Annotated in this window: 21 protein-coding genes and 1 tRNA gene; 10 read left to right on the top strand and 12 right to left on the bottom strand. The window is 61.5% G+C overall.

The genetic code is table 11. From position 1 onward, the window contains the following. Positions 1–111: 111 nt before the first annotated feature. The 7 genes from AB0O97_RS16860 to aztB form a co-directional block, all read right to left on the bottom strand. Positions 112–187 (bottom strand) — tRNA-Thr (locus AB0O97_RS16860). 107 nt (positions 188–294) lie between these two features. Further along, positions 295–1848: an alpha/beta hydrolase gene (locus AB0O97_RS16855; RefSeq protein ID WP_363884199.1), complete on the bottom strand. Its 1554-nt coding sequence runs from the start codon at positions 1846–1848 to the stop codon at positions 295–297. Between the two features lie 18 nt (positions 1849–1866). After that, a complete protein-coding gene (locus AB0O97_RS16850) occupies positions 1867–3036 on the bottom strand; it encodes a DNA polymerase III subunit delta' (protein WP_363884197.1) in 1170 nt (389 codons plus the stop codon). Further along, the gene (gene tmk, locus AB0O97_RS16845) at positions 3033–3800 is read right to left on the bottom strand and encodes a dTMP kinase (protein WP_363884196.1); all 768 of its coding nucleotides are present in this window, start codon (positions 3798–3800) and stop codon (positions 3033–3035) included. The genes AB0O97_RS16850 and tmk overlap by 4 nt, the downstream gene beginning before the upstream one ends. 145 nt (positions 3801–3945) lie before the next feature. After that, the gene (gene aztC, locus AB0O97_RS16840; protein WP_363884194.1) at positions 3946–4899 is read right to left on the bottom strand and encodes a zinc ABC transporter substrate-binding protein AztC; all 954 of its coding nucleotides are present in this window, start codon (positions 4897–4899) and stop codon (positions 3946–3948) included. Positions 4900–4925: 26 nt separating this feature from the next. After that, a complete protein-coding gene (locus tag AB0O97_RS16835) occupies positions 4926–6140 on the bottom strand; it encodes a hypothetical protein (protein WP_363884193.1) in 1215 nt (404 codons plus the stop codon). Between the two features lie 35 nt (positions 6141–6175). Next, positions 6176–7045, bottom strand: coding sequence for a zinc ABC transporter permease AztB (gene aztB / locus AB0O97_RS16830; protein ID WP_363884191.1), 870 nt, complete (start codon positions 7043–7045; stop codon positions 6176–6178). Between the two features lie 50 nt (positions 7046–7095). Between aztB and aztA the strand changes: the two genes are divergently transcribed. Beyond that, on the top strand, positions 7096–7749 hold the full coding sequence (gene aztA, locus AB0O97_RS16825; protein WP_363884190.1) for a zinc ABC transporter ATP-binding protein AztA: 654 nt from the start codon (positions 7096–7098) through the stop codon (positions 7747–7749). A gap of 104 nt (positions 7750–7853) precedes the next feature. Here aztA and aztD read toward each other — a convergent pair whose 3' ends face one another. Then, positions 7854–9035 carry a zinc metallochaperone AztD gene (gene aztD, locus AB0O97_RS16820; protein ID WP_363884188.1) on the bottom strand — a complete coding sequence of 394 codons (1182 nt, stop codon included), beginning with the start codon at positions 9033–9035 and terminating at the stop codon, positions 7854–7856. 344 nt (positions 9036–9379) lie between these two features. Between aztD and AB0O97_RS16815 the strand changes: the two genes are divergently transcribed. Both AB0O97_RS16815 and AB0O97_RS16810 read left to right on the top strand, forming a co-directional pair. Continuing rightward, entirely contained in the window at positions 9380–10573 is a 1194-nt protein-coding gene (locus tag AB0O97_RS16815; protein WP_363884186.1) for an aminotransferase class I/II-fold pyridoxal phosphate-dependent enzyme, read from the top strand. Between the two features lie 9 nt (positions 10574–10582). After that, positions 10583–10942, top strand: coding sequence for a DUF2516 family protein (locus tag AB0O97_RS16810; RefSeq protein ID WP_363841500.1), 360 nt, complete (start codon positions 10583–10585; stop codon positions 10940–10942). A gap of 63 nt (positions 10943–11005) precedes the next feature. Here AB0O97_RS16810 and AB0O97_RS16805 read toward each other — a convergent pair whose 3' ends face one another. Beyond that, positions 11006–11899: a PhzF family phenazine biosynthesis isomerase gene (locus AB0O97_RS16805; protein WP_363884184.1), complete on the bottom strand. Its 894-nt coding sequence runs from the start codon at positions 11897–11899 to the stop codon at positions 11006–11008. 37 nt (positions 11900–11936) lie between these two features. Continuing rightward, on the bottom strand, positions 11937–12749 hold the full coding sequence (locus AB0O97_RS16800; RefSeq protein WP_363842164.1) for a class I SAM-dependent methyltransferase: 813 nt from the start codon (positions 12747–12749) through the stop codon (positions 11937–11939). Between the two features lie 347 nt (positions 12750–13096). On the opposite strand from AB0O97_RS16800, the gene AB0O97_RS16795 reads away from it, so the two are divergent. Further along, positions 13097–13843, top strand: a complete 747-nt coding sequence (locus tag AB0O97_RS16795; protein WP_363884183.1) for a phosphoglyceromutase — start codon at positions 13097–13099, stop codon at positions 13841–13843. 243 nt (positions 13844–14086) lie between these two features. On the opposite strand, the gene phoU is transcribed toward AB0O97_RS16795, so the two are convergent. Next, positions 14087–14749 carry a phosphate signaling complex protein PhoU gene (gene phoU, locus AB0O97_RS16790; RefSeq protein WP_363841491.1) on the bottom strand — a complete coding sequence of 221 codons (663 nt, stop codon included), beginning with the start codon at positions 14747–14749 and terminating at the stop codon, positions 14087–14089. A gap of 161 nt (positions 14750–14910) precedes the next feature. Here phoU and AB0O97_RS16785 point away from each other — a divergent pair, with 161 nt between their 5' ends. The 3 genes from AB0O97_RS16785 (at position 14911) to AB0O97_RS16775 (ending at position 17380) form a co-directional block, all read left to right on the top strand. Continuing rightward, entirely contained in the window at positions 14911–16254 is a 1344-nt protein-coding gene (locus AB0O97_RS16785) for an ATP-binding protein (RefSeq protein WP_363884181.1), read from the top strand. 15 nt (positions 16255–16269) lie between these two features. Then, positions 16270–16950 carry a response regulator transcription factor gene (locus AB0O97_RS16780; RefSeq protein ID WP_363841488.1) on the top strand — a complete coding sequence of 227 codons (681 nt, stop codon included), beginning with the start codon at positions 16270–16272 and terminating at the stop codon, positions 16948–16950. A 76-nt stretch (positions 16951–17026) separates the two neighbouring features. Beyond that, positions 17027–17380: a beta-galactosidase gene (locus AB0O97_RS16775; protein ID WP_363884179.1), complete on the top strand. Its 354-nt coding sequence runs from the start codon at positions 17027–17029 to the stop codon at positions 17378–17380. Between the two features lie 420 nt (positions 17381–17800). Here the strand turns inward: AB0O97_RS16775 and AB0O97_RS16770 are convergent, their stop codons facing one another. Then, on the bottom strand, positions 17801–18403 hold the full coding sequence (locus tag AB0O97_RS16770) for a hypothetical protein (protein ID WP_363841482.1): 603 nt from the start codon (positions 18401–18403) through the stop codon (positions 17801–17803). Positions 18404–18680: 277 nt separating this feature from the next. Here AB0O97_RS16770 and AB0O97_RS16765 point away from each other — a divergent pair, with 277 nt between their 5' ends. The 3 genes from AB0O97_RS16765 (at position 18681) to ispF (ending at position 20556) form a co-directional block, all read left to right on the top strand. Beyond that, positions 18681–19163 (top strand): CarD family transcriptional regulator, encoded by a 483-nt coding sequence (locus tag AB0O97_RS16765; protein ID WP_363841479.1) that lies wholly within the window; start codon positions 18681–18683, stop codon positions 19161–19163. Positions 19164–19280: 117 nt separating this feature from the next. After that, positions 19281–20060 carry a 2-C-methyl-D-erythritol 4-phosphate cytidylyltransferase gene (gene ispD, locus AB0O97_RS16760; protein ID WP_363841477.1) on the top strand — a complete coding sequence of 260 codons (780 nt, stop codon included), beginning with the start codon at positions 19281–19283 and terminating at the stop codon, positions 20058–20060. Positions 20061–20064: 4 nt separating this feature from the next. Next, entirely contained in the window at positions 20065–20556 is a 492-nt protein-coding gene (gene ispF, locus AB0O97_RS16755; RefSeq protein WP_363841474.1) for a 2-C-methyl-D-erythritol 2,4-cyclodiphosphate synthase, read from the top strand. The last annotated feature ends 3 nt before the right edge of the window (positions 20557–20559 follow it).

The raw sequence follows: 20559 nt of genomic DNA, 5'->3' as shown, positions 1-20559 counted from the left end.
TTTTCGGGCTTGGGTACAGCAGCTCCGGGCAATTGGCTACAGCGACGGCTGACGTTGGACAGCAAGCCGAAGCCGGCTTAACCAAAAAACCCCGCCGTGGCGGGGTTTTCGTGGAGCCTCCAAACAGAATCGAACTGTTGACCTTTTCATTACGAGTGAAACGCTCTACCAACTGAGCTATGGAGGCCTGTGCTGGTTTTTACCCCTACGGGATCAAGTACCGAACACAAGAAACCACTCTAATATGACCGGGCCTGATGTACAAAATCCGCCCGCCCCCAAACACCCGAAAAATTAGCAGCGAGTTCCCTCGGCGGGAACTTTACCGTCCACGAAGTAGTCGTCCACGACGGAGGTCAGGCAGGCATTGGAACGCCCGTAAGCGGTGTGACCTTCGCCTTCCCACGTGACCAATACTCCGGAATCTAGCTGCTTGGCTAGAGCCTCAGACCATGCGTAGGGGGTCGCCGGATCGCCGGTGGTGCCAACAACGAGGATCGGGCCAGCCCCCGCGGCAGAAATGGCGGCTGGCTTGCCCGTTGCCTCATACGGCCAGAACTTGCAGCTCAATCCGGAGTAGGCCAGCAAATCCCCAAACGTGGGAGCGGCTTCCTTGAGCAATTTGGCCTGTTCACGCATATGGGCAATGTCCGAGTTCATCGGGTAGTCCAGGCAGTTGATGGCCGTGAACGCTGCAGCGGTGTTGGAGTTGTACTGGCCGTCGGAGTCCCTGTCGGCGGAGAAGTCTGCCAGCATCAGCATGCCCGAGGCATCACCAGCAAACGCCTGCTTCAAGGCGCCGGTCAGGGGTGCCCACAGATCCGTGGAGTACATGCCAAACGCCAAGGCGCCGCCAAATTCGGTGCCCGTCACGACGCGGCCTTCAGGTGTTTGCTGGGGTGTGGCAGTGTAGACGTCGTTGAGATCGCGGATTTGAGCCATCGCCTGATCCACGGTTCCGGACACGGGGCAATCGGATCCGGCCAAGCAATCAGCAGCCCACGCCCGCAGGGCCTTTTCAAAGCCCACGGCCTGGCCCATCGAGACCTGATCAATGTCCAGCGACGGGTCCATGGCGCCATCCAAGGAGAACTTGCCCACCCGTTCGGGGAACAAGCCGGCATAGGTGGCGCCCAGTTTGGTGCCGTAGGAGAAGCCCATGTAGTTCAGCTTCGGGTCTCCCACCACGGCCCGCAGAATATCCATGTCGCGAGCAGCGCTGACGGTGTCCACAAACGGCAGTGACGGACCGGAATTATCCTTACACAGCTCGGACTGGCGCTTGGCTTCCCCTTCCAACGAGGCCATGCCGGCGTCGGTGGACGGATCGAAAGTTTGCTGGCGGGCAGCGTCCATTTGTGCAGCGTCGAGGCACTTCACGGGCGCCGAGCGTTGCACCCCGCGCGGGTCAAAGCCCACCACGTCGTAGGCGTCGCGCAGCTTCTCGGAGAAGTAGGCCTGTGCGGCGTCCTGGACCATGTCCACCCCGGATCCGCCCGGACCGCCCGGGTTGACCAGCATGGCGCCCTGCCGTTTACCGCTGGCCTTCAGCCGGGTCACCGCAAGCTTGATCGATTCCTTAGACGGCTTCTCATAGTCCATCGGCACTTCCACTTCCGCGCACTGGAATCCGCCACTGCACGAGGTCCACGTCACCGCCTGCGTATAGAAATCGGCCAGGTCCTCGGGCACATCGCCCACCACCGTCGGGTCCGCGGAACTCACGGTAGGCTGTTCCGGCGCCAGCACCGAGCACGATCCCAGCATCAGGCCCAGCACAGCCATTGCGGCGGTGAGGGACAGGCTGAGGAAGTGGCGGTGGCGCCGTCGTGTATTACGGGCAGTCATAGAAAAATCCTTCATGGCTTAGAGCAGGCTGACTGCCATGGCTTCAAGAGCCAGCAGTGGGGCAACATTGGTGGTAGTCAGGCGGTTGCGGACGGCGTTGATGGCATCCATGCGCACCAAGGTGGCTTCGGCGCGCGAGCCGCGGGCAAATTCGTTCAGCTCCGCGCGCAGGGTCTCGTTGACCAGCTCCACCGAGGCAAGTTCGACGCCGTTGCCTCCTCGGGCGTTGAGCTGCAGTACCAGCACATCCCGGTAGAAGGAGAGCAGATCCGTCAGGGCCCGGTCGAGGTGGTCCGTCACCGAGCGCTTGGCGCGGCGTTTCTGGTCCTCTTCCAAGGCGCGAACCTGGGCGCGCATAGGCGGCGGCAACGTCCCGGTCTCGGGTGCGCCAAGGTTCCGCAACAGCGTGGCCTTCTCGCCGGCGTCACGCTCTTCATTGGAGGAGGAGGCTTCGTCCTGAGCCAGAGCCAACAGGGCGGCGGCGGCCATGACAGCTGTGGTGACATCGCGCAGATTCAGGGGCAGCCGAACGGTGGTGTCACGGCGTTTGCGGGCGCCAGTATCCTGCGCCAGACGGCGGGCGATGCCAATGTGGCTTTGCGCTGCGCGGGCGGCTGTAAGAGCTAGTGCCGGTTCTATCCCGTCGCGGCGCACCAGTAACGCAGCCACGTCTTCAACCGGTGGCAGGCGCAGGGTGAGGGTGCGGCAGCGGGACCGGATGGTGACTAGGACGTCGGCAGGGCTCGGGGCGCACAGGATCCAGATGGTGCGCGGCGGCGGTTCTTCGATCGCTTTGAGGAGGACGTTGGTGGTGCGTTCGGCCATGCGGTCGGCGTCGCCCACAATGATGACGCGCCAGCGGGCGGAGGAGGGGCTGTCGTGTGCCTTGCGGACCAGTTGCCGCGCCTCTTCGATGGTGATCGTGGTTTTTTCGGTGGCGATGAAGGTGACGTCGGCGTTGGTGCCGCCCAAGGTGGTGTGGCAGGCCTTGCATACGCCGCAGCCTCGGGCGTTGAGCTCAGTTTGTTCGCACACCAGCGCGGCCGCGAAAGCTAAGGCTGCGTTGGAGCGGCCGGAGCCCGGCGGGCCCGTCAAGAGCCATGCGTGCGTGGGGTTGCCGGACTGGGCGGCCCGCCGTAGCTGTGTCACCACCGATTCCTGACCTTGCAGGTCGACCCAGACGCTCATGCGCGCTCCTGGTTGGCGTGGTTGGCGTGGTTGGCGTGGCCGGACAGCCCGGAGAGCCCGGAGAGCCCGGAGAGCCCGGACAGCCCGGCGCCGTCGCCGTGCTCCGAGAGCAGCATGGCCACGCGTTCGGCAATGGCGAGGGCCAAAGTGTCAATGGCTCCATCTGCAGGGAGGACCAGGTACCGTTCCGGGGTGGCTGCGGCTCGTTCTAAGAAGGCGGCACGAATGGCAGCATGGAAGCCGTCGGGTTCGGATTCCATCCGGTCCTCTGCAGCCTCGCCGGCAGTGCGGCGTTCACGGCCAGCAGCGGGGGAGACGTCCAACAAAACCGTCAGATCCGGCCACAAGCCGCCGGTGGCCCAGTCGTTGAGTTTTTCGATCGCGGAGGCGCCCAATCCCCGGCCCACCCCTTGATAGGCGATCGAGGAATCCGCGTACCTGTCGCTGATGACAATCTCGCCGCGGGCCACTGCGGGGGAGATGACTTGGGTGGCATGTGCTGCACGTGCGGCGGCAAAAATGAGTGCCTCGGTTCGGGCATCGATCTCACCCTGCCCATGGTCCAGAACCAAGGAGCGCAGCTTTTCGCCGACGGGAGTCCCGCCTGGCTCGCGGGTCCGCAGAACTGTGCGGCCGGCGTCGGACAGGGCCTTGGCCAGCAACGCGGCCTGAGTGGATTTTCCGGCGCCGTCCCCGCCCTCAAAAGCGATGAAAAGGCCCAGTGTAGGCGCGGCGGGGGCAGAAAGAGCGGGGGAATCAGTCACGCCATAAGCCTACCGGCCCAAACTGAATGATTCCTTGGGCGCGCTGGGACTATCCACAGGCACAGGGGCCAGCTGCGAGACCCGGACGTGCCCAGTAGCCACGCGAGACAGCGGCACCACGCGACAGCGCCACTGCGCCGAACGCTCATCGCGCTAGTGCGGTCCTCATACGGGTGGTGTTGGTTCGCATCATTTCGAGATAGCTGTCCGCGCCCTCGCCCGGGGCGCTGAGGGATTCGGAAAACAGCGGAACGATCTCCACCTTCACTTTTGCCTCCTGCGCCAAGACCTCGGCGAGCTTTTCGGGCTGGGATGTGTCGGCAAAAATGGCGGGAACGCCGGCCTCACGAATGGTGGTGGCCAAGGCGCTGAGATCGGCGGCGCTGGGTGCGGCCAACGTGGTGCCGCTGGGCATGACGGCGCCCACTACCTCTAGATCGAAGCGGTTCGCCAGGTAACCAAACACATGGTGATTGGTGACGATCTTGCGCCGGTCAGATGGCACGGCGGCAAATTCCGCAGCCATCCAGGCATCCAGCTCAGCCACCTCGGCACGGTAGCTGGCGGCATTGCTGTGCAGCGCTTGGGGATTAGCGATTCTCACATGCTGGGCGACGGCCTCCTCAATGACCGTAATGGCTGTGAGAATGCGCTGCGGATCGGTCCAAAAGTGCGGATCGAGAGTGCCGCCCGCCGCTGCGCCCCGATGCGACAGCGGTTCGATCGCAGCGCCCACCTCGAGGACAGGAACGCCCTGCTTTTCAGCCGAGGTGACGTGGTTAAGCACCGCTTCCTCCAACCCCAGACCATTGAAAACAATTAGTTCAGCCTGCTCCATTTGGCCCGCCTGATACGCGGAAACCCCGAATGAATGCGGATCGGCGTTCGCCTCCATGAGAACCACGACGTCGGCCGTGTCACCGACAATGTTGCGCGTGATGTCGCTCAGGATATTCGTCGTCACCATGATGGTGGCCTTGTCGCTGCCGGTCTTCTCACTTGCCTGCCCGTTCCCATCTGGGAAGGTTGAGCAGGCGGGGAGCGCTCCGGCGGCGACAACTAGGAGCGCTGCCAGAGCAATCTTGGCTTTTGCGCTCATGCTGTTTCTTTTCAAGCCCAGGCCCCTCACAGTCCGGTCTCCACGAGTTGCGCGGGTGTGGTGCTGGTGGGGAAGGTGCGCGCCACACGCAAGTGGTCGCGGTAGTCGAGTTCGTAGATTTTTGCTGTGCCGGGGTGGCTCAGGTAGGCGCGGTTATTGTCCACCACGAGCGACGGCGTCTGGCCCGTTTTCGTGGCGGGCAGGAGGTCCGCTTGTGCTTCCACTGCGATGGTCTTGGTATTGAAGGCGTAAACCGTTCCGCTCGTGCCAACGGCCAAGGCGGGGGTGCCGTTGCCGGCGGTAACGAGAGGTTCGGGGCTCTTGATGAACTGGATTTTCTGGGCAGCTGCGTCAAGGTGCCACAATCCGGCCGTGCCCGCCAGCGCTGTCAGTTCGCTGGATCCGGGCCTGTGCCCAAAGGATTCAATGCGCTCGCCCGGGTTCGTACCCGGGTGAGTGCTAGGGTACGGGATCTTGGCAGCCGTGAGAGAACCGCCGTCGTCGCTGACCATAAGTACACCGTCGCTGCAGCCGAACAGCACGCCGTAACTGGTGATGGCGTGACCGCGTAGTGATGGGCACGTGGCGTTCACGAGGGATTCGCTGGAACCAGCGTTGTCAAAGACGGAGACCGAGGTGGGGAGCTGATCGCTACCCGGGGTGCTTGTCACCAGCACATGTCCTTTGTAAGGGACCGCCAGTCCGGTGTGCGGTGTCCCTGGAATGCTGAGCGCTATCTTGGCCTCGCCTTTGTCTAGTGCTTCGCGCAGCAGGACCGAGGTGGTGCCTGTGCTGTCATCGAAAATGGCCACCTTGTTGCCGTCCCCTATGGCGGCCCCTGGTGGCAAGGATGAATCGGTCTCTACGGTGTGCGCGGCGGAGGAGTAGAAGTGGCTGTGATCGCCATGGGCGCGGGTCCAGACCCCGGTGTCAATCATTTTCAGGGACGCGTTGGGTGTGGTGCGGACAAAGACGTACCTGCCGTCGTGACTCAAGGAAGTGGCTCCCGGGACAGCTGTGCTAAATCCTTCCTCGCCGGTGAGTGGATCGATCATGGTGATGTTCCCTGAATCGGCCGAAAGGTAACTCAAACGGATTTGCGCCTCGTCGGCCTCGGTGGCGCCGGCAACGAAGCCGTGCGGGACAGCGCTGCTGTCCGGTCCTGGCCCTGGCTCGAGTCCCGGTTCTGCGTTGGGCGTGCTGGCGCAGGCGGCCAATGTCACCAGTGATGTCAGGGCCATGGCGGTGATGAAAGGTCGTCTGGTTTTGTGGCAGGTCATGCGGAGAGTGCCTTTCGGTGCAGGAATAGCCGCGCAGCGTGGGCCGTGCCGGAGGCATGGACGCTGGAGGCAAGAATGCTGGATGCAAAGAACAGTGCGACGGCGGACGCTGCGATAGTGGCGCCGGCGGCGGTCCGCGCGTGCCAAGAGATCAGGAGCCCGGCGGCGACCGCAACGCAGCCCAGGACTGCGGCGATAGCCATGATGGCTGGAATGGATTTGGCCCACGGCAGCGCGGCGGCCGGTGGGGCAATGAGCAAGCCAAAGACCAACAGTGTGCCCACCACTTGAAAAGAACTGGCCATGGCCGCGGTGACCAGGAGTAAGAGGACAGTGGTAGCCAGCCCGGGACGCATGCCCAAGGTGACGGCTTTCCGCGCGTCGAAAGTCAGGGCAGCGAAGGGGCGGTGAAAAACCGTGGCGATCGCAGCCGTGCCAGCCAATACGCCGCACAAGAGCCAGATATCGGACCAAGTGACGGCCAGAACGTCGCCGAAAAGGATGCCTGTCAGGTCTACGGCGAAGGATCGCGAGCGCGAAATGATGATGACGCCTGCCGCCAGCATGCCCACGAAGAGCAAACCGATGGAGGTGTCGTGAGAGAGACGCCGCTGACGGGACATGGCCGAGATTCCAAACGCCATGGCTGACGCGCTGACCGCTGCCCCGATGACGGGATTGATGCCCAGCAACACAGCGATGGCGATGCCCGGGAGCATGCCGTGGGACATGGCGTCGCCGATGAAGGCCATGCCTCGCAGTACCACCCAGGTTCCGACGATGGCGCACAGCAGGGCCACCGCGAATCCACCCAGGGCGGCACGTTGGACAAAGGAAACGGTGAAGGGGTCAAGGAGCCAGTGCATTCCATCAGCATACTATAATGAGAATCATTATCAATTAGAGGGGACGTGTTATGAGCGTGATCAGTCTGCGGAATGTTGCGTTCGCCTATGGGAATCGTGTGGTCATGGACGGGATGAATCTGAGTCTCAACGCCGGAACGTTGATAGCTATTCAAGGCGCCAATGGATCGGGGAAGTCCACTCTGCTCGGGTTGCTTGCCGGAGTCCTCCGCCCCTCGCGGGGCGAAATTCTTGCGATGCCCGGGGTGCGCCCGGCGTTGGTGCTGCAGCGTAGCTCGGCGCCGGAATCGTTACCACTGACTGTTCGGCAGGCAGTGGCTATGGGTTGTTGGGGTAACCGCGGATGGCTGAGCCGACTGGGGGTGAGGGAGCTGGCCGCGGTGGATCGCACCCTGGAAGCCTTGGGCTTGAGCGATATTGCACGCAGTCAGCTGGGTGAGCTTTCCGGTGGCCAGCGCCAACGTGTGCTGTTGGCTCAAGGCCTGGTTCAGGATTCGCAGCTGCTGGTATTGGATGAGCCTACCGCTGGCGTGGACACTCAAACGCAGGCGCGCATCCGGGACATCATCGCCCAAGAGGTTGCGCGTGGTGTCACCGTTATCGAGGCCACGCACAGCGATGCTGATGCGGCTCAGGCTGGACGCATCGTGACGCTGGCCCAAGGTTGCGTCGTGGCGGATACCGCTGCGACGTTGGTGGGGTAGTCCTGTTGGCGCGGGAGTGCTCTTGAAACAGTTAGTCCGGGCTTCACTAGCCGCTGGCGGTTAGTGAAGCCCGGACCGAGGAGTGGGTGGTTGGGCGTGCTGGTCTAGTGGGCCGCGTGGGCAGAGTCCGCTTGGCCGGAGACTCCCGTGATTTCATTGGGAATATGATCCAGCGGGTAGCTTGCTGTCACCTTGGCCGAGGCTAGATCCACGGTGTGGACCAGCTTTTTTGCCGGGTCACTCACGTAGGCCACGGATCCATCCGAGAAGATGGCTGGACGTGGCTGCTGCCAATCCAACGGTTCCTCCCAAAGAGCCACAATGTCCACGGCTGCGCTCTCCTTTCCGGTGTCAGGGTTGTAGACGTGCAGTTTGCCGTCGGTGCCAAGCATTAACGCAGCTCCGTCCCCCCCGCGGGCAAGTGAGCGGAATGAGTACGAGTAATCTATCGGCACCAGCGTGAGCTTTCCGGAAGCCGTATCTGTCAGCGAGAACGAATTTGGGCGCTCCAGTTCGGCGTTCTTGTCCTTCTTGTAGTCACCCAGAACTACTGTGGAGACGTCGCTGCCGGCTTGATTGCCAATTCGTCCATAGGCGTCCGGGGAGGCGATCTTGGTGAACGTGGAGTCCTTGATGAGAAGTAGGCCGTCTTCGCAGCCAAGAACCAGGGCCTCGCCCTTGGCTGTCGCTTCGCCGTGAACGCCGGGGCAGTCTGAGCTTTCTGCCAGAACGGCGCGGGCACCTTTAGCGTCCGGTGCGTCCAGAAGCTTTGCACCCTTACGGCTCTCGCTGGTTCCGTCCGTGACCAGCAATCGGCCGTTAGTCAATTGCACGGCCACACCATGATGGGCGGCGCTGGTCTTGTACTCCTGTGTGGGAGGTAGTGAATCGCCGCCCAAATCTGAGGGGGTGAAAATATTGACAGCGCCGGTGCCGTCATCGAACAGGGCTGTCACACCGCCATGGTTGACGGCGTGACCGGGCGTGGTTGCCGGAAACTTCAGCTCTTCCAGGGCTGGGGTTCCCGTGAAGTAATGGTGGTGTTCGCCATGTGCCTCAGACCAGCTGCCCGCATCCAAAACCTGGAATCCTCCCGTGGTGGACACCAGAACATGCCTGCCATCACCGGCGGGATTGACGCGGTTGAAGCCCGACAGATCCAGCTCAGCCACAGGCTTACCGGTGCTTGCGTCGAGAACTGTCATGCCGCCGTCGTGCGTGAGGACTAGCCGAGACTGGGGGGGTCTCAACCTCAGTGCTCTCGTGATCGTGATTGCCCGACGCATGGTTGGCGGAAGTCTCGGTGTGTGTAGTGCCAGGGGCGCCAGGCGCACTGCCGCACGAAACCAGCGCGAGAGTTGCCGCGAGCGCCATGCCTGCCAGGGTTGAACTTCGCAGTGCGGTCCCTCGCGGCGCAGGGGATCGCCGGGGCGGAGAAGTGAGCGACGCGGTGGGCGAAGCAGCGGGCGTAGAAATGGGTGGATGGGTATTTTCTGTGATGGTCATAACCCGATGCTAACGTTAATGAGAATCATTATCAAAAGGAGGGAGGGGTAATTTGTCATAAAACCACCCTTGAGCGCGTCATGAAATTCCCCTTGCCGGGAACTGTCGGTCTACTCTGGAAAATATGAGCTACCAGCCTGCCTCGCACCCAGACCATCTCAGCCCAGACACAGTCGTTGTTGCGGCCGGACGCCCCGAACGTGGGCACGACACCCCAGTCAACCCGCCGATCGTGCTCTCCTCCACCTATGTGGGCACCGGCACCGTGGTGGATGGCGACCGAGCCTATGGGCGCTACTCCAACCCCACCTGGGATCCGTTGGAAGACGCGCTGGCCCAGTTGGAGGGTGCAACACTGCCAGCGCTCATTTTCAGCTCCGGACTGGCCGCTGTTTCTGCCGCACTCTCACTGATTCCTGCGGGCGGCGTGCTGGTCATGCCCGCCCATTCCTATCAGGGCGCGCTGGTCATGGCGCAGGAAATGGCAGCCAAGGGTTCCTTCACCTTGCGGACCGTGGACATCGCCAATAACGACGAGGTCATCGCAGCCCTCACCGGAGCCGGGGACAAGGCGGCCAGCATGCTCTGGCTTGAGAGTCCCACGAACCCCATGCTGGAAGTCGCAGACATGCAGGTTCTGTGCCGCTCCGCTGCGGCCGTCGGCGCACTGGTGGTCACCGACAACACCTTCTCCACCCCTCTCGTGCAAAAACCGCTTGAGTTGGGCTCCGACGTCGTACTGCACTCGGTGACCAAGTACCTGGCCGGCCATTCCGATGTCATCATGGGCGCGCTGGCCACCTCCAACCCCGAGATCCGCGCGCAGCTGCTGCACCACCGTTCCATCCATGGCGCCATCGCCGGGCCGTTCGAAGCCTGGCTGGCCCTGCGCGGTTTGCGCACTCTGGCATTGCGGGTCGAGCGCTCGCAGGCCAGTGCCCTCGAGCTGGCCAACCGTCTGGACATGCACGACGGCGTTGAGAAGGTTTTGTTCCCCGGTCTACCTTCGGACCCGGGTCATGTTAGGGCCAAGGCGCAGATGAGCGGCTTTGGGTCGATCTTGTGTATTCAGATTGTCGGAGGCGAAGAAGTCGCCGACTCGGTAGTCCAGGCGCTGCGGCTGTGGACACCTGCTACCTCACTGGGTGGCGTGGAGTCACTCATCGAGCGCCGCCGCCGTCACGCCAACGAACCAGCTTCTGTTCCGGCGAACCTGCTGCGCTTAAGCGTAGGCATTGAAAACGTGGAAGACCTCTGGACGGATCTGGAGCAGGCATTGGCCCACTCGGCACAGACTATTTCCAGTACTGGGCTGTAAGCTGGGCCTGTGTCTAACCTTTTGAATTTTGTGGAGTTCTTCATCCTCGTTGCCCTTGGTCTGCTGGCCCTAGGGATTCAGGTGTGGGCCTTTGCCGACTGCTTGCGTACCCCACCGACCGCTTTTGAGCGAGTGTACAAGCGGAACAAGACGTTCTGGACGGCATTGACTGGTGGTGCCAGTTTCTTTGGCTTCCTCTACATCATTGGCCCCATTATGAATCTGACGGTGCCGCCCATGGGCATGATGATGCTGTTCACTCTTGCGGGCGTCACCGCAGCAGGCGTCTATTTGGCCGATGTTCGTCCGGCCCTGGCCGAGGTACGCGGACGCGGGCGCGGCGGAAACAACCGCGGCTCCTCCTGGTAATCTCCTAAGCAGGTGGGCCCGAGTGGGTGAGCCTGATCAGGTGGGCCTGAGCCGGTGGCCTGATCAGCGAATGCGAGTGGCCGTCCCGCTCACCTTTATGCCGCCTTGGGCAGGGATGCTGACATGAAGAATACTGGGCCGTCCCACATGCGCGCCTTGTCGGATGATCACGGTCGACGGTGTTTTTACAGCTCCCAAGCTTCGTAGATACGCCCCTGTTGATGCGGCGGCAGAACCTGTCGCAGGATCTTCTAAAATCTCGCCCACGGGGAACAAATTTCTGGCAACAAGTTCCATAGCATCGGATCCTTGAGAGCCGGCTTCCCTAGCTCCGGTGCTTGAAACCCACAAGACTGTAACGGTCCCTGCCCACCCCTGTTCGTCCATCAAGATCCGAAGTCCATCCGCATCAAAAACGAAGCCATCAAAGTTGGCTTGCTCTTGGACAACGAGCACTGGATGCGTATTTCCGGCATAGGACAGCGCCGCTGGATATTCCGGATGTAGCTGCGCTGCGTTGAGTGAGAGTAGCCCCAGTAAACGGGACAATACCGTGGGTGAAATCGGGGTGACGGATGGCTCGACGCTCATGAAAGAGGCCGTCATGCCCTTCTCGGAAACGAACGTATCTAGAACTATTTCACCGGCAGAGGTGATCAGAGAAAACGGGCCGGGACCATATTTTTCGGCGAGAGCAACAGCCGTTGCCACCGTGGCGTGGCCACAAAAAGGAACCTCGGCGCCGGGGGAGAAGTAGCGGATCCGAGCACTACGGTTAACATCGAGGCCGCTGGTGAGAAAGGCTGTCTCCGAGTAGCCGACGTCCCTGGCCGTCTGCAGCATCTCTGCATCGCTAAGATCTGCGGCCGCGAGAACCACCCCGGCCATATTTCCTCCGCCGTGACCATCGGCGAAAGCTGCCAAATGGAGAACCTCCGGACGTGCTGCATCGCTCATGGTTTGCTCCGCTCATCACAAGCCGTCGTGGCCGTTCCTAGCTAGTGAAGTCCACGGTTGCGGTTGGGTCAACAGCCGTCCACGCGATGGTCAACTCACCCAAACGCCAACGAGAGGGTGAGCGGACAACCGGCCAGCCGTCGTCGTACATTTTCTGGCACATGCGCAGCCACCGCTGCCGGTTGCCGAAGGACGCCAGGGACGCGCCTGAGAGCCAATGCTTGTCCAGAGCTTGCAGGAAGCCGTGGATTTTTTCGCCCGGCATATTGTGGTGGATCAGGGCTTTGGGGAGCCGTTCGGCAACATCGCTGGGTAACTCGAAGTCGCCAAAACGCAGCGAAATCGTCAGGGATTGGGGTCCGTCAACGCCCAAAGCCACCCAGGTGCTGCGCCGGCCAATCTCATCGCAGGTGCCGTCGATGAAGATGCCTTGTGGGGCAAGTCGGGCGCAGACGGTGTCCCAGATGAGGCGGACATCGGCTTCGTCGTACTGGCGGAGCACGTTGAAGGCGCGCACCATGCTGGCCTGGCCGGGAACAGGAATTTCAAAGCCGCCCACCTGAAAATCGAGTCCCTCATGCTCCAAGGGTTTGGCGATGCGGACACGATCAGGCTCAATTTCAATGCCGGTCACATGTGCTTCGGGGCAGATGGCATGGATGCGTGAATACAGTTCCACAGCTGTTGCGGGGGAGCCGCCGTACCCTAAATCCACCACTAGCGGATTGCTTTCGCACTTCAGCCGCCACGCTTGGGGCCCGGCAAGCCAGCGGTCGACGCGGCGTAGTCGGTTGGGATTGGTGGTGCCGCGGGTGGCGTTGCCAAAAGGCTTGCCGCGTTGTTGCGTGATGCCTTGGGCTGGACCTGCTGAGGGGTTGCTCGAGGAACCCTTGACCCTTTGCGCACGTTGAACCACTAGAAAATTTTATTTCCCGCGCGTGACCGGATTTGACGAAACCGCCTTTGCGGGGTTGTGTGACCGGACACATTTGGCGGTGCTGCGCCGTTTATACCGTGCCGGATCCGATGGGTGCCGATGCTGTTTGCTGCTGGGTCCGATGCTGTTTGCTGCTGCGCACCGTTTGGTCGTAACCACACGCCACTCAAAGAGCTGCGCATGGTTACGGACAAACCGTACGCAGCTTCAGTGTGGCGTAGTAATTCGAGCCCTCCGCCCCCGCCCGGTAGGATGGAACCATGACTTATACGCTGATTTTGCTTCGCCATGGCCACAGTGAGTGGAACGCCAAGAACCTGTTCACCGGTTGGGTGGATGTTGACCTGAACGATCAGGGTCGCGCCGAAGCCGCACGCGGTGGTGAGCTGCTGGTGGAGAACAACCTGCTCCCCGACGTGCTGTACACTTCACTCCTGAAGCGTGCCATCAACACCGCGAACATGGCCCTCGACAAGGCCGACCGCGGCTGGATTCCCGTCAAGCGCGACTGGCGCCTGAACGAGCGCCACTACGGTGCATTGCAGGGCAAGGACAAAGCCCAGACGCTCGCCGAGTTCGGCGAAGAGCAGTTCATGACCTGGCGCCGCAGCTACGACACCGCGCCGCCGGTCCTCTCCGACGACAGCGAATTCTCACAGGCCCACGATCCCCGTTACGCCGATCTGGGCGACGCCCTGCCGCGTACCGAGTGCCTCAAGGACGTGCTGATCCGCCTCCTGCCGTACTGGGAATCAGACATCAAGGTTGACCTCAAGGCTGGCAAGACTGTTCTGGTCACCGCGCACGGCAACTCGCTGCGCGCCCTCGTCAAGCACCTGGACGGCATCTCCGACGAGGCCATCGCCTCCTTGAATATCCCCACCGGCATCCCGCTCGTCTACGAACTGGATGAGAACTTCGCCCCCATCACTCCCGGCGGCAAGTACCTGGACGCCGATGCTGCCGCGGCTGCCATCCAGGCTGTTGCCAACCAGGGCAAGAAGTAACTAACGCCTAAGAGAGCCGCCGAGGGCCCCGCCGCGAGCTTGCGAGCGGTGGGAGGCGGTGAAGAACGACGGCGGGACGTCACCTTTCACAGGTGACGTCCCGCCGTCGAACTTTAAGCGAGCCCAACTCACGCCCCGGCGCGTGCGCCAAGCAAAAATGCGCCCGTCCCCCACAAATGCGCCCCGTAGATCGGGCGCATTAATGGGGGACGGGCGCATTTTTCAGCTGCGGCCGGCCAGGAATTAGCCGGCTAGGAAATCCTCGGGCTGCCATTCGCCGGTCACCAGGTAGGAGACCTTACGGGCCACGGAGACGCCATGGTCGCCAAAGCGCTCGAAGTAGCGGCTGGCCAGGGTGACATCCACGGTGGTCGCAGCGGAGGCGTCCCACTCCGGGGCTCCCATGACGGTGAACACGGACTTGTGGAGCTTGTTGATCTCAATCTTGGCAGCGGCAATATGGCCCACCAGCTCCAAGTCCCGGGAATCCAGCAGCTCGGTGACCTTTTCGGCGATGATGATGTCCAGCCGTGCCATTTCGGCAAACGTTTCCGTCAGCGGCGCCGGGATCACCGGGTTGGGGTAACGCAGGCGGGTCAACTGGGCAATGTGACGAGCCAGATCGCCCATGCGCTCCAGCGAGGCGCTCATGCGCAACGAGCCAACGATCATGCGCAGATCGCTGGCAACCGGGCCCTGCAACGCCAATACGTCAATGGCGCGCTCGTCCAAGTCATTCTGCAGGAAATCGATTCGAGCGTCTGCGGCAATAACTTCCTGGGCGCTCTGGAGATCGGCCGCGGCGAAAGCTGTTGTTGCCTTCTTTACCGCCTCGCCAACCAATTCGGAGATCTCAATAAGCCCCTCACCAATTTGGTGAAGCTCGGCCTGGAATACTTTGCGCACGCGTGGTTCCTTTCAAGGGCAGCCCAAATGGGTCTGTTATGAGTAATAGCATGCCACCCGCACGTGAACGAGACAGCACGCCAAGGTGAACGTTAGTTGAACGGGGACGCTCCCGGCCCCGTTTTGCGCAAATTGCCGCGGCCAGCACATAGGGTTGTGGTGTGGATCCCTTGCTGGTTGGAGTGTCGGCCGGGCTTATTGGCCTGGCCCTTGGTGTTTTTGGCATGCTCGCGTTTAGTATCAGCGAGCGTTCGCGCAAACACACCGTGGACATTGGCGAACCCACTTTGCCTGATGGTGCCGCCGAGGTCCTCTCCGTTGTGGGCAAGGCCTACATTGTTATTGACACGGTCGACGGCGTGGTGCGGGCCAGTCCCGGCGCGTACGCCTTTGGTCTGGTGCGCGGTCATACCGTGGTCCACCAGGAACTGATTGAGCTCGCCCACCGGGTGCGCCGCGCGGGCGTCATTGAAGAACGCGACCTGATCTTGCCGCGCGTCATCTTACCCAGCGCTGCCCATCCTCATCCGGGCCCTCAGGGACCGTCAAGCACGACGCCGGCTCCCGCAGTAACTAGCGCGGCTGGTACTAGCGCAACCGCCGCCGCGCCCGGAGCAACAGCCCCTGCAGTCACCCCCGTCGAGCAGATCCCCATGCATTGGGCCGCGCCGGGCCAGGGAACTCTGGTCATTCAGGTGCGCGTGGCTCCGTTGGGGGAGGAATACATCCTGCTCCTGGCGGATGACCGCACCGAAATTGCCCGCACCGAAGCTGTCCGCAATGACTTCGTGGCCAACGTTTCGCACGAACTGAAAACGCCAGTGGGTGCCATCTCGCTGCTAGCCGAGGCGCTGGAATCGGCTCCGGAAGATCAGGCCACGGTCCGCCGTTTCGCTTCGCGCATGATGACCGAATCCGCGCGGCTGGCGGCTCTGGTTCAGGACATCATCGAGCTCTCGCGGGTGCAGGGCAAGGACGTGGCTTTGGTTGGCACGAGCGTGGACATAAACGATGTCATTGCCGAGGCCGTGGACCGCACTAGATCGCCGGCGCAGAGCCGGAACATCACCATCGCGCTGGGGCCCCGAAAGCGCGCCGACGTCTATGGCGACCGCTCCCAACTCGTGACCGCGCTGCGCAACTTAATTGACAACGCCGTGCGCTATTCCCCGGAAAACACCCAGGTGGGGATCGGATTGTCGGTGGCTGACGACGTCGTATCTGTCAGTATCTCCGATCAGGGTGACGGTCTGAGTCCCGCGGAGCAGGACCGGATTTTCGAGCGGTTCTACCGGGTCGATACGGCCCGCTCGCGCCACACGGGCGGCACCGGGCTGGGCCTGAGCATCGTCAAGCACATCATCAACAACCATGGCGGCGAGGTGACACTGTGGTCGGCCCCCAAGCTGGGCTCCACGTTCACCGTGCGGCTGCCCCAACTTTCCAACCAAACGTCCGACGTCGGTACGCATCTGCGTAGTGACCGGCACCCCGGATTGATCTAAAGGAGCGCAACGAGCGTGAGCAGAGTTTTGATTGTTGAGGACGAGGATTCCATTAGCGACCCTTTGTCGTTCCTGCTGTCCAAGGAAGGCTATGAGGTCTCTGTTGTAGACAACGGCCTGGACGCACTGGTGGAATTTGAGCGCTCAGGGGCAGATCTGGTCCTGCTGGATCTGCAGCTACCGGGCATGAGTGGAACCGAGGTGTGCAAGCACTTGCGTCAGCGTTCCAGTGTCCCGATCATCATGCTCACGGCCAAGGATTCGGAGATTGACAAGGTGGTGGGGCTGGAATTGGGTGCCGATGACTATGTCACCAAGCCTTATTCTTCCCGGGAGCTCATCGCCCGGATCAGGGCTGTGCTGCGGCGACAGGGCGAGCCCGAAGAGCTCATGGATTCCACAGTGAATGCTGGACCGGTGCGGATGGATGTTGAGCGGCATGTGGTCAGCGTACGCGGCGAGAATGTTTCCTTCCCACTGAAGGAATTCGAGCTCTTGGAAATGTTGCTGCGCAATGCTGGCAAGGTCCTCACCCGCGGACAGCTGATCGATCGGGTCTGGGGTTCTGACTATGTTGGCGATACCAAAACGCTCGATGTCCACGTGAAACGGCTGCGGAGCAAGATCGAACTGGATCCAGCCAGCCCGCGGCATCTTGTCACAGTGCGCGGCTTGGGTTACAAGCTGGAACCGTAGCGGTTGAGCCTTGTGTCAAGGCTATGATGGCGAATTCCATCATTGGCGCCTGCCCGGTACTGACGACTGACCTGACATGTTCCCGAGGATACTGGGCAGCGGCTTTAATGCCGTGTCCCTGTACTTCTTCTGGGGCCTGCACTCCACCGAATCTGGCCAGTTTGATTTCACGGGTATTAGGGACATCAACCTCCTGCTGACCATGGCTGAGGAAGAAGGCCTCTATGTCATCGCTCGCCTCGGCCCGGATATCAACGCGGAAATCTCCATGGGCGGGCTACCGGCTTACTTGACCAAGAACGGTTCACAGTCCCTACGCAGCATGGACCCCGAGGCATCGGCCGAATCACTGAAGTGGCTCGATGCCTCTACCAAGACCGCCGTCAAGCATCAGGTCACTGATGGTGGCGGTTCCATTGTCACCTACTAGGCGGAGAATGAGCTTGTAGAATGTCGGCCAGTCACTAACAAAGGCCGGTAGAAGAACGTCTCCGGGCGGGCACAGGATTCCAATCCAGTGCCCGCCCGGAGTCGCTTATTCCGGGTCAGCGTCCGCGCTGGAAGCACTGCGACCGGATCCAAACTACAGCTGATGCGGTTTCTTGCCCTGCTTCTAGCTTTACCCCGGATCCAAACTGCAGCTGATGCGGCAAAAATCGCGAATTCATCGCGCGATCTGCGATTTGGAATAGGTGGCGGTCGGGTGCTGGCTGTGGGTGGACAAAAAAATGGGGGCCGGTTGTCTCAACGACAACCGGTCCCACTTGCACTTCAGAAAAAACTAGTGCTGCAACAAGATGTGCGCTCCAATAACGGCTGTAACGCGAACTTGCTGAGCTGAACTACAGAATTACGGGGCTACGGTAGCTTCAGCACTAGGTGCGGCGCTGGCGTCCGCAGAAGCTGCAGCAGAAGCCTCGGCGCTGGCGTCAGCAGAAGCTGTGGCGCTGGGCTCTGCGCTGGGAACCAGGTCCTTGTACTCGACCAAGGTGCCATCCAGAACAGGAACCTTCAAGGTTGCGGTCTCGGAACCGGCACCGGATTGGCGAAGTTCAAGGGATTCGATGCTGCCCGGGGCCTGATCCATGGTGCTCAGGATCGACTTATCCGACTTGCTATTCAGGACCAGCGGAATGCCGGGCTCGACGGTGATTTCCGTCTGCGAGCCCTGGGCGCCGCTGATGGTCAAGGTGATGTCTGAATCAGCCTGGTTATAGAAGGTGCCGACAACCCGGCCCGGTCCACCCGCTGCTTCGGAGATGATCAGCACGTTGCGCAGTTCCAGCTGGCCCATATCTAGGCGAACTCCATCAGATGCGGAGTACACCATGGTGGTGCTTTGCTGGTTGATGGCACTGCAACCGGTGAAGGCCATGGCGCCAATGCCGATGGCGGCAATCAGGCTTAAGCGTTGCGCTCGTTTGGTACCGCGAATGCCGGCAGCGATTCTCACGTCAGTAACTCCTCATGGAAAAGACAAAATATCTTTGTCCAGCTTATCCGCAAATTCGCCAAAAGCATGCTTCCGCCGCCGGGGCCTAAACCTGAGCCCGAATAGCGGTAGTGCTCCACTGCACTTTGAGGCGCGATAGTCAAGGGATGGAGAATTCTTACAATTGTTGGAACAATTGCGCCGCCAGCGTAGCTCTGGTCGCCCCTGACCTGCGGAAACTCAAGGGAGTGGCTAGTTAACCGTGGTAAACTAGGAGTATTGGAAAGGGAGAATCCACATGCTTTTTGAGGTCGGCGAGACAGTAGTTTACCCACACCATGGTGCGGCAAAGATCGAAGAGATCAAGATGCGCACTGTCCGGGGTGAAGAGAAGATGTATCTCAAGCTCAAGGTTGCCCAGGGGGATCTGACAATTGAAGTCCCTGCGGAGAACGTTGACCTAGTTGGGGTCCGAGATGTTGTAGGCAAGGAAGGTCTCGCGCACGTTTTTGAAGTATTGCGTGCCGAGTTTACGGAGGAGCCCACTAACTGGTCTCGCCGTTACAAAGCCAACCTGGAAAAGCTTGCCTCCGGTGATGTCATCAAGGTTGCCGAGGTCGTCCGTGACCTCTGGCGCCGTGATCATGACCGCGGCTTGTCTGCCGGTGAAAAGCGCATGCTTGCCAAGGCGCGTCAGATTCTGATTTCCGAGCTTGCCCTGGCGGAAAAGACTGACGAAGACAAGGCAGCAGAAGTGCTGGACGAGGTTCTGGCCTCCTAACGGCCACCAGAAAATCATGCAAACCCCTGCACCTCTTGGTGTGGGGGTTTTTGCATGGGTGGCCCAAAGTTGTACCGTCTAGACCAAGACCGGGCCCACCGGACTACTGTAGAGAACATGATTGAGGTCAAGACAGGCTCCTGTGCCGTTGTTATTGTTGCAGCCGGTTCCGGGCAGCGCCTAGGCTACGGTGTTCCCAAAGCCCGCGTTCCGGTGGCTGGTCAGCCCATGCTGCTCCATGCGATTCGTGGCGTGGTCAAGGCAGGTGTGGCGGCCCAAATCTGCGTCGCCATTCCGCCCGAGGATACCGAGCTGGTGACCATTTGTGAGACCGCTGCCGAGCTGGCGCAGGCTCAAGGTATCCTTTTCACCGTTGTCGAGGGTGGAGCTGAGCGTTCGGACTCTGTGGCCGCAGCCTTGGCCAGCTTGGCGGAGGGCGTCACCACCGTGATGATTCACGACGCCGCCCGGCCGCTGACGCCGTCGGGAGTCTTCAGCCGCGTAGCAGCAGCCCTGCGCGATGGTGCCAAAGCCGTCATCCCGGCGCTGGCCGTGGTGGACACCATCAAGACCGTGGAACCAGGAACTCTGCCCGCCACGGGCGCCGGCGTGGAGAAGGTGGTGGGCACGCCCACGCGCAGCGTGTTGAGAGCGGTCCAAACTCCCCAAGGATTCGACCTCGCAACCCTGCGCCAGGCTCACGCTCACGCCCTGACACTCAGCGACGACGAGCTAGCAGCCATCACCGACGACGCCATGCTGGTGGAAGCCCTTGGCGAGGACGTGTTCGTGGTGCAGGGCTCAACCCACAGCCTGAAAATCACCTCGCCCACCGATCTGCTGCTAGCCGAGGCACTGCTGGAAGGGCCGCTGCGCCCCCGATGGATTGAAGGCTAAGCCCATGATCTTGCCCCGCACAGGCATCGGCGTCGACACGCACGCCTTCGCCCCCGATCATTCCCCCGCTCCGCTCTGGCTCGCAGGCTTGCTGTGGGAAGGCGAACGCGGACTTAGCGGCCATTCCGACGGCGACGCCGTAGCCCACGCAGCTGCCGACGCCCTATTTTCGGCAGCCGGAGTAGGCGATCTCGGCACCCACTTTGGCACCGACCGCCCCGAATACGCCGGCGCATCCGGTGCGAAATTATTGGGGGAGGCGGCCCGGATTGTGCGTGAAGCAGGCTTTGAGATTGGCAATGTTGCTGTGCAACTCATTGGCAACAGGCCCAAGTTTTCACCCCGCCGTCGCGAGGCAGAAGCCGCCTTGAGCCTTGCCGCCGGAGCGCCCGTATCCGTCAGTGCCACCACCTCCGACGGGTTGGGATTCACCGGCCGCAGCGAAGGCATCACCGCTATTGCCACCGCCCTGGTCATCCAGCACGAGCACCCGTAAATC

It is taken from the genome of Specibacter sp. NPDC078692 (assembly GCF_040686835.1).
Taxonomy (GTDB): Bacteria; Actinomycetota; Actinomycetes; order Actinomycetales; family Micrococcaceae; genus Specibacter.
Note: the sequence above shows the minus strand (reverse complement) of the source record. Positions and strands in the feature narration are given on the sequence as shown.

What these genes read in the sequence shown, in the direction of transcription:
- AB0O97_RS16855 (WP_363884199.1), bottom strand. Translation starts at nt 1,848, where the DNA reads ATGACTGCCCGTAATACACGACGGCGCCACCGCCACTTCCTCAGCCTG.
- AB0O97_RS16850 (WP_363884197.1), bottom strand. Translation starts at nt 3,036, where the DNA reads ATGAGCGTCTGGGTCGACCTGCAAGGTCAGGAATCGGTGGTGACACAG.
- aztC (WP_363884194.1), bottom strand. Translation starts at nt 4,899, where the DNA reads ATGAGCGCAAAAGCCAAGATTGCTCTGGCAGCGCTCCTAGTTGTCGCC.
- AB0O97_RS16835 (WP_363884193.1), bottom strand. Translation starts at nt 6,140, where the DNA reads ATGGCCCTGACATCACTGGTGACATTGGCCGCCTGCGCCAGCACGCCC.
- aztB (WP_363884191.1), bottom strand. Translation starts at nt 7,045, where the DNA reads ATGCACTGGCTCCTTGACCCCTTCACCGTTTCCTTTGTCCAACGTGCC.
- aztA (WP_363884190.1), top strand. Translation starts at nt 7,096, where the DNA reads ATGAGCGTGATCAGTCTGCGGAATGTTGCGTTCGCCTATGGGAATCGT.
- aztD (WP_363884188.1), bottom strand. Translation starts at nt 9,035, where the DNA reads ATGCGTCGGGCAATCACGATCACGAGAGCACTGAGGTTGAGACCCCCC.
- AB0O97_RS16815 (WP_363884186.1), top strand. Translation starts at nt 9,380, where the DNA reads ATGAGCTACCAGCCTGCCTCGCACCCAGACCATCTCAGCCCAGACACA.
- AB0O97_RS16805 (WP_363884184.1), bottom strand. Translation starts at nt 11,899, where the DNA reads ATGAGCGATGCAGCACGTCCGGAGGTTCTCCATTTGGCAGCTTTCGCC.
- AB0O97_RS16795 (WP_363884183.1), top strand. Translation starts at nt 13,097, where the DNA reads ATGACTTATACGCTGATTTTGCTTCGCCATGGCCACAGTGAGTGGAAC.
- AB0O97_RS16775 (WP_363884179.1), top strand. Translation starts at nt 17,027, where the DNA reads ATGTTCCCGAGGATACTGGGCAGCGGCTTTAATGCCGTGTCCCTGTAC.
- AB0O97_RS16765 (WP_363841479.1), top strand. Translation starts at nt 18,681, where the DNA reads ATGCTTTTTGAGGTCGGCGAGACAGTAGTTTACCCACACCATGGTGCG.
- ispD (WP_363841477.1), top strand. Translation starts at nt 19,281, where the DNA reads ATGATTGAGGTCAAGACAGGCTCCTGTGCCGTTGTTATTGTTGCAGCC.
- ispF (WP_363841474.1), top strand. Translation starts at nt 20,065, where the DNA reads ATGATCTTGCCCCGCACAGGCATCGGCGTCGACACGCACGCCTTCGCC.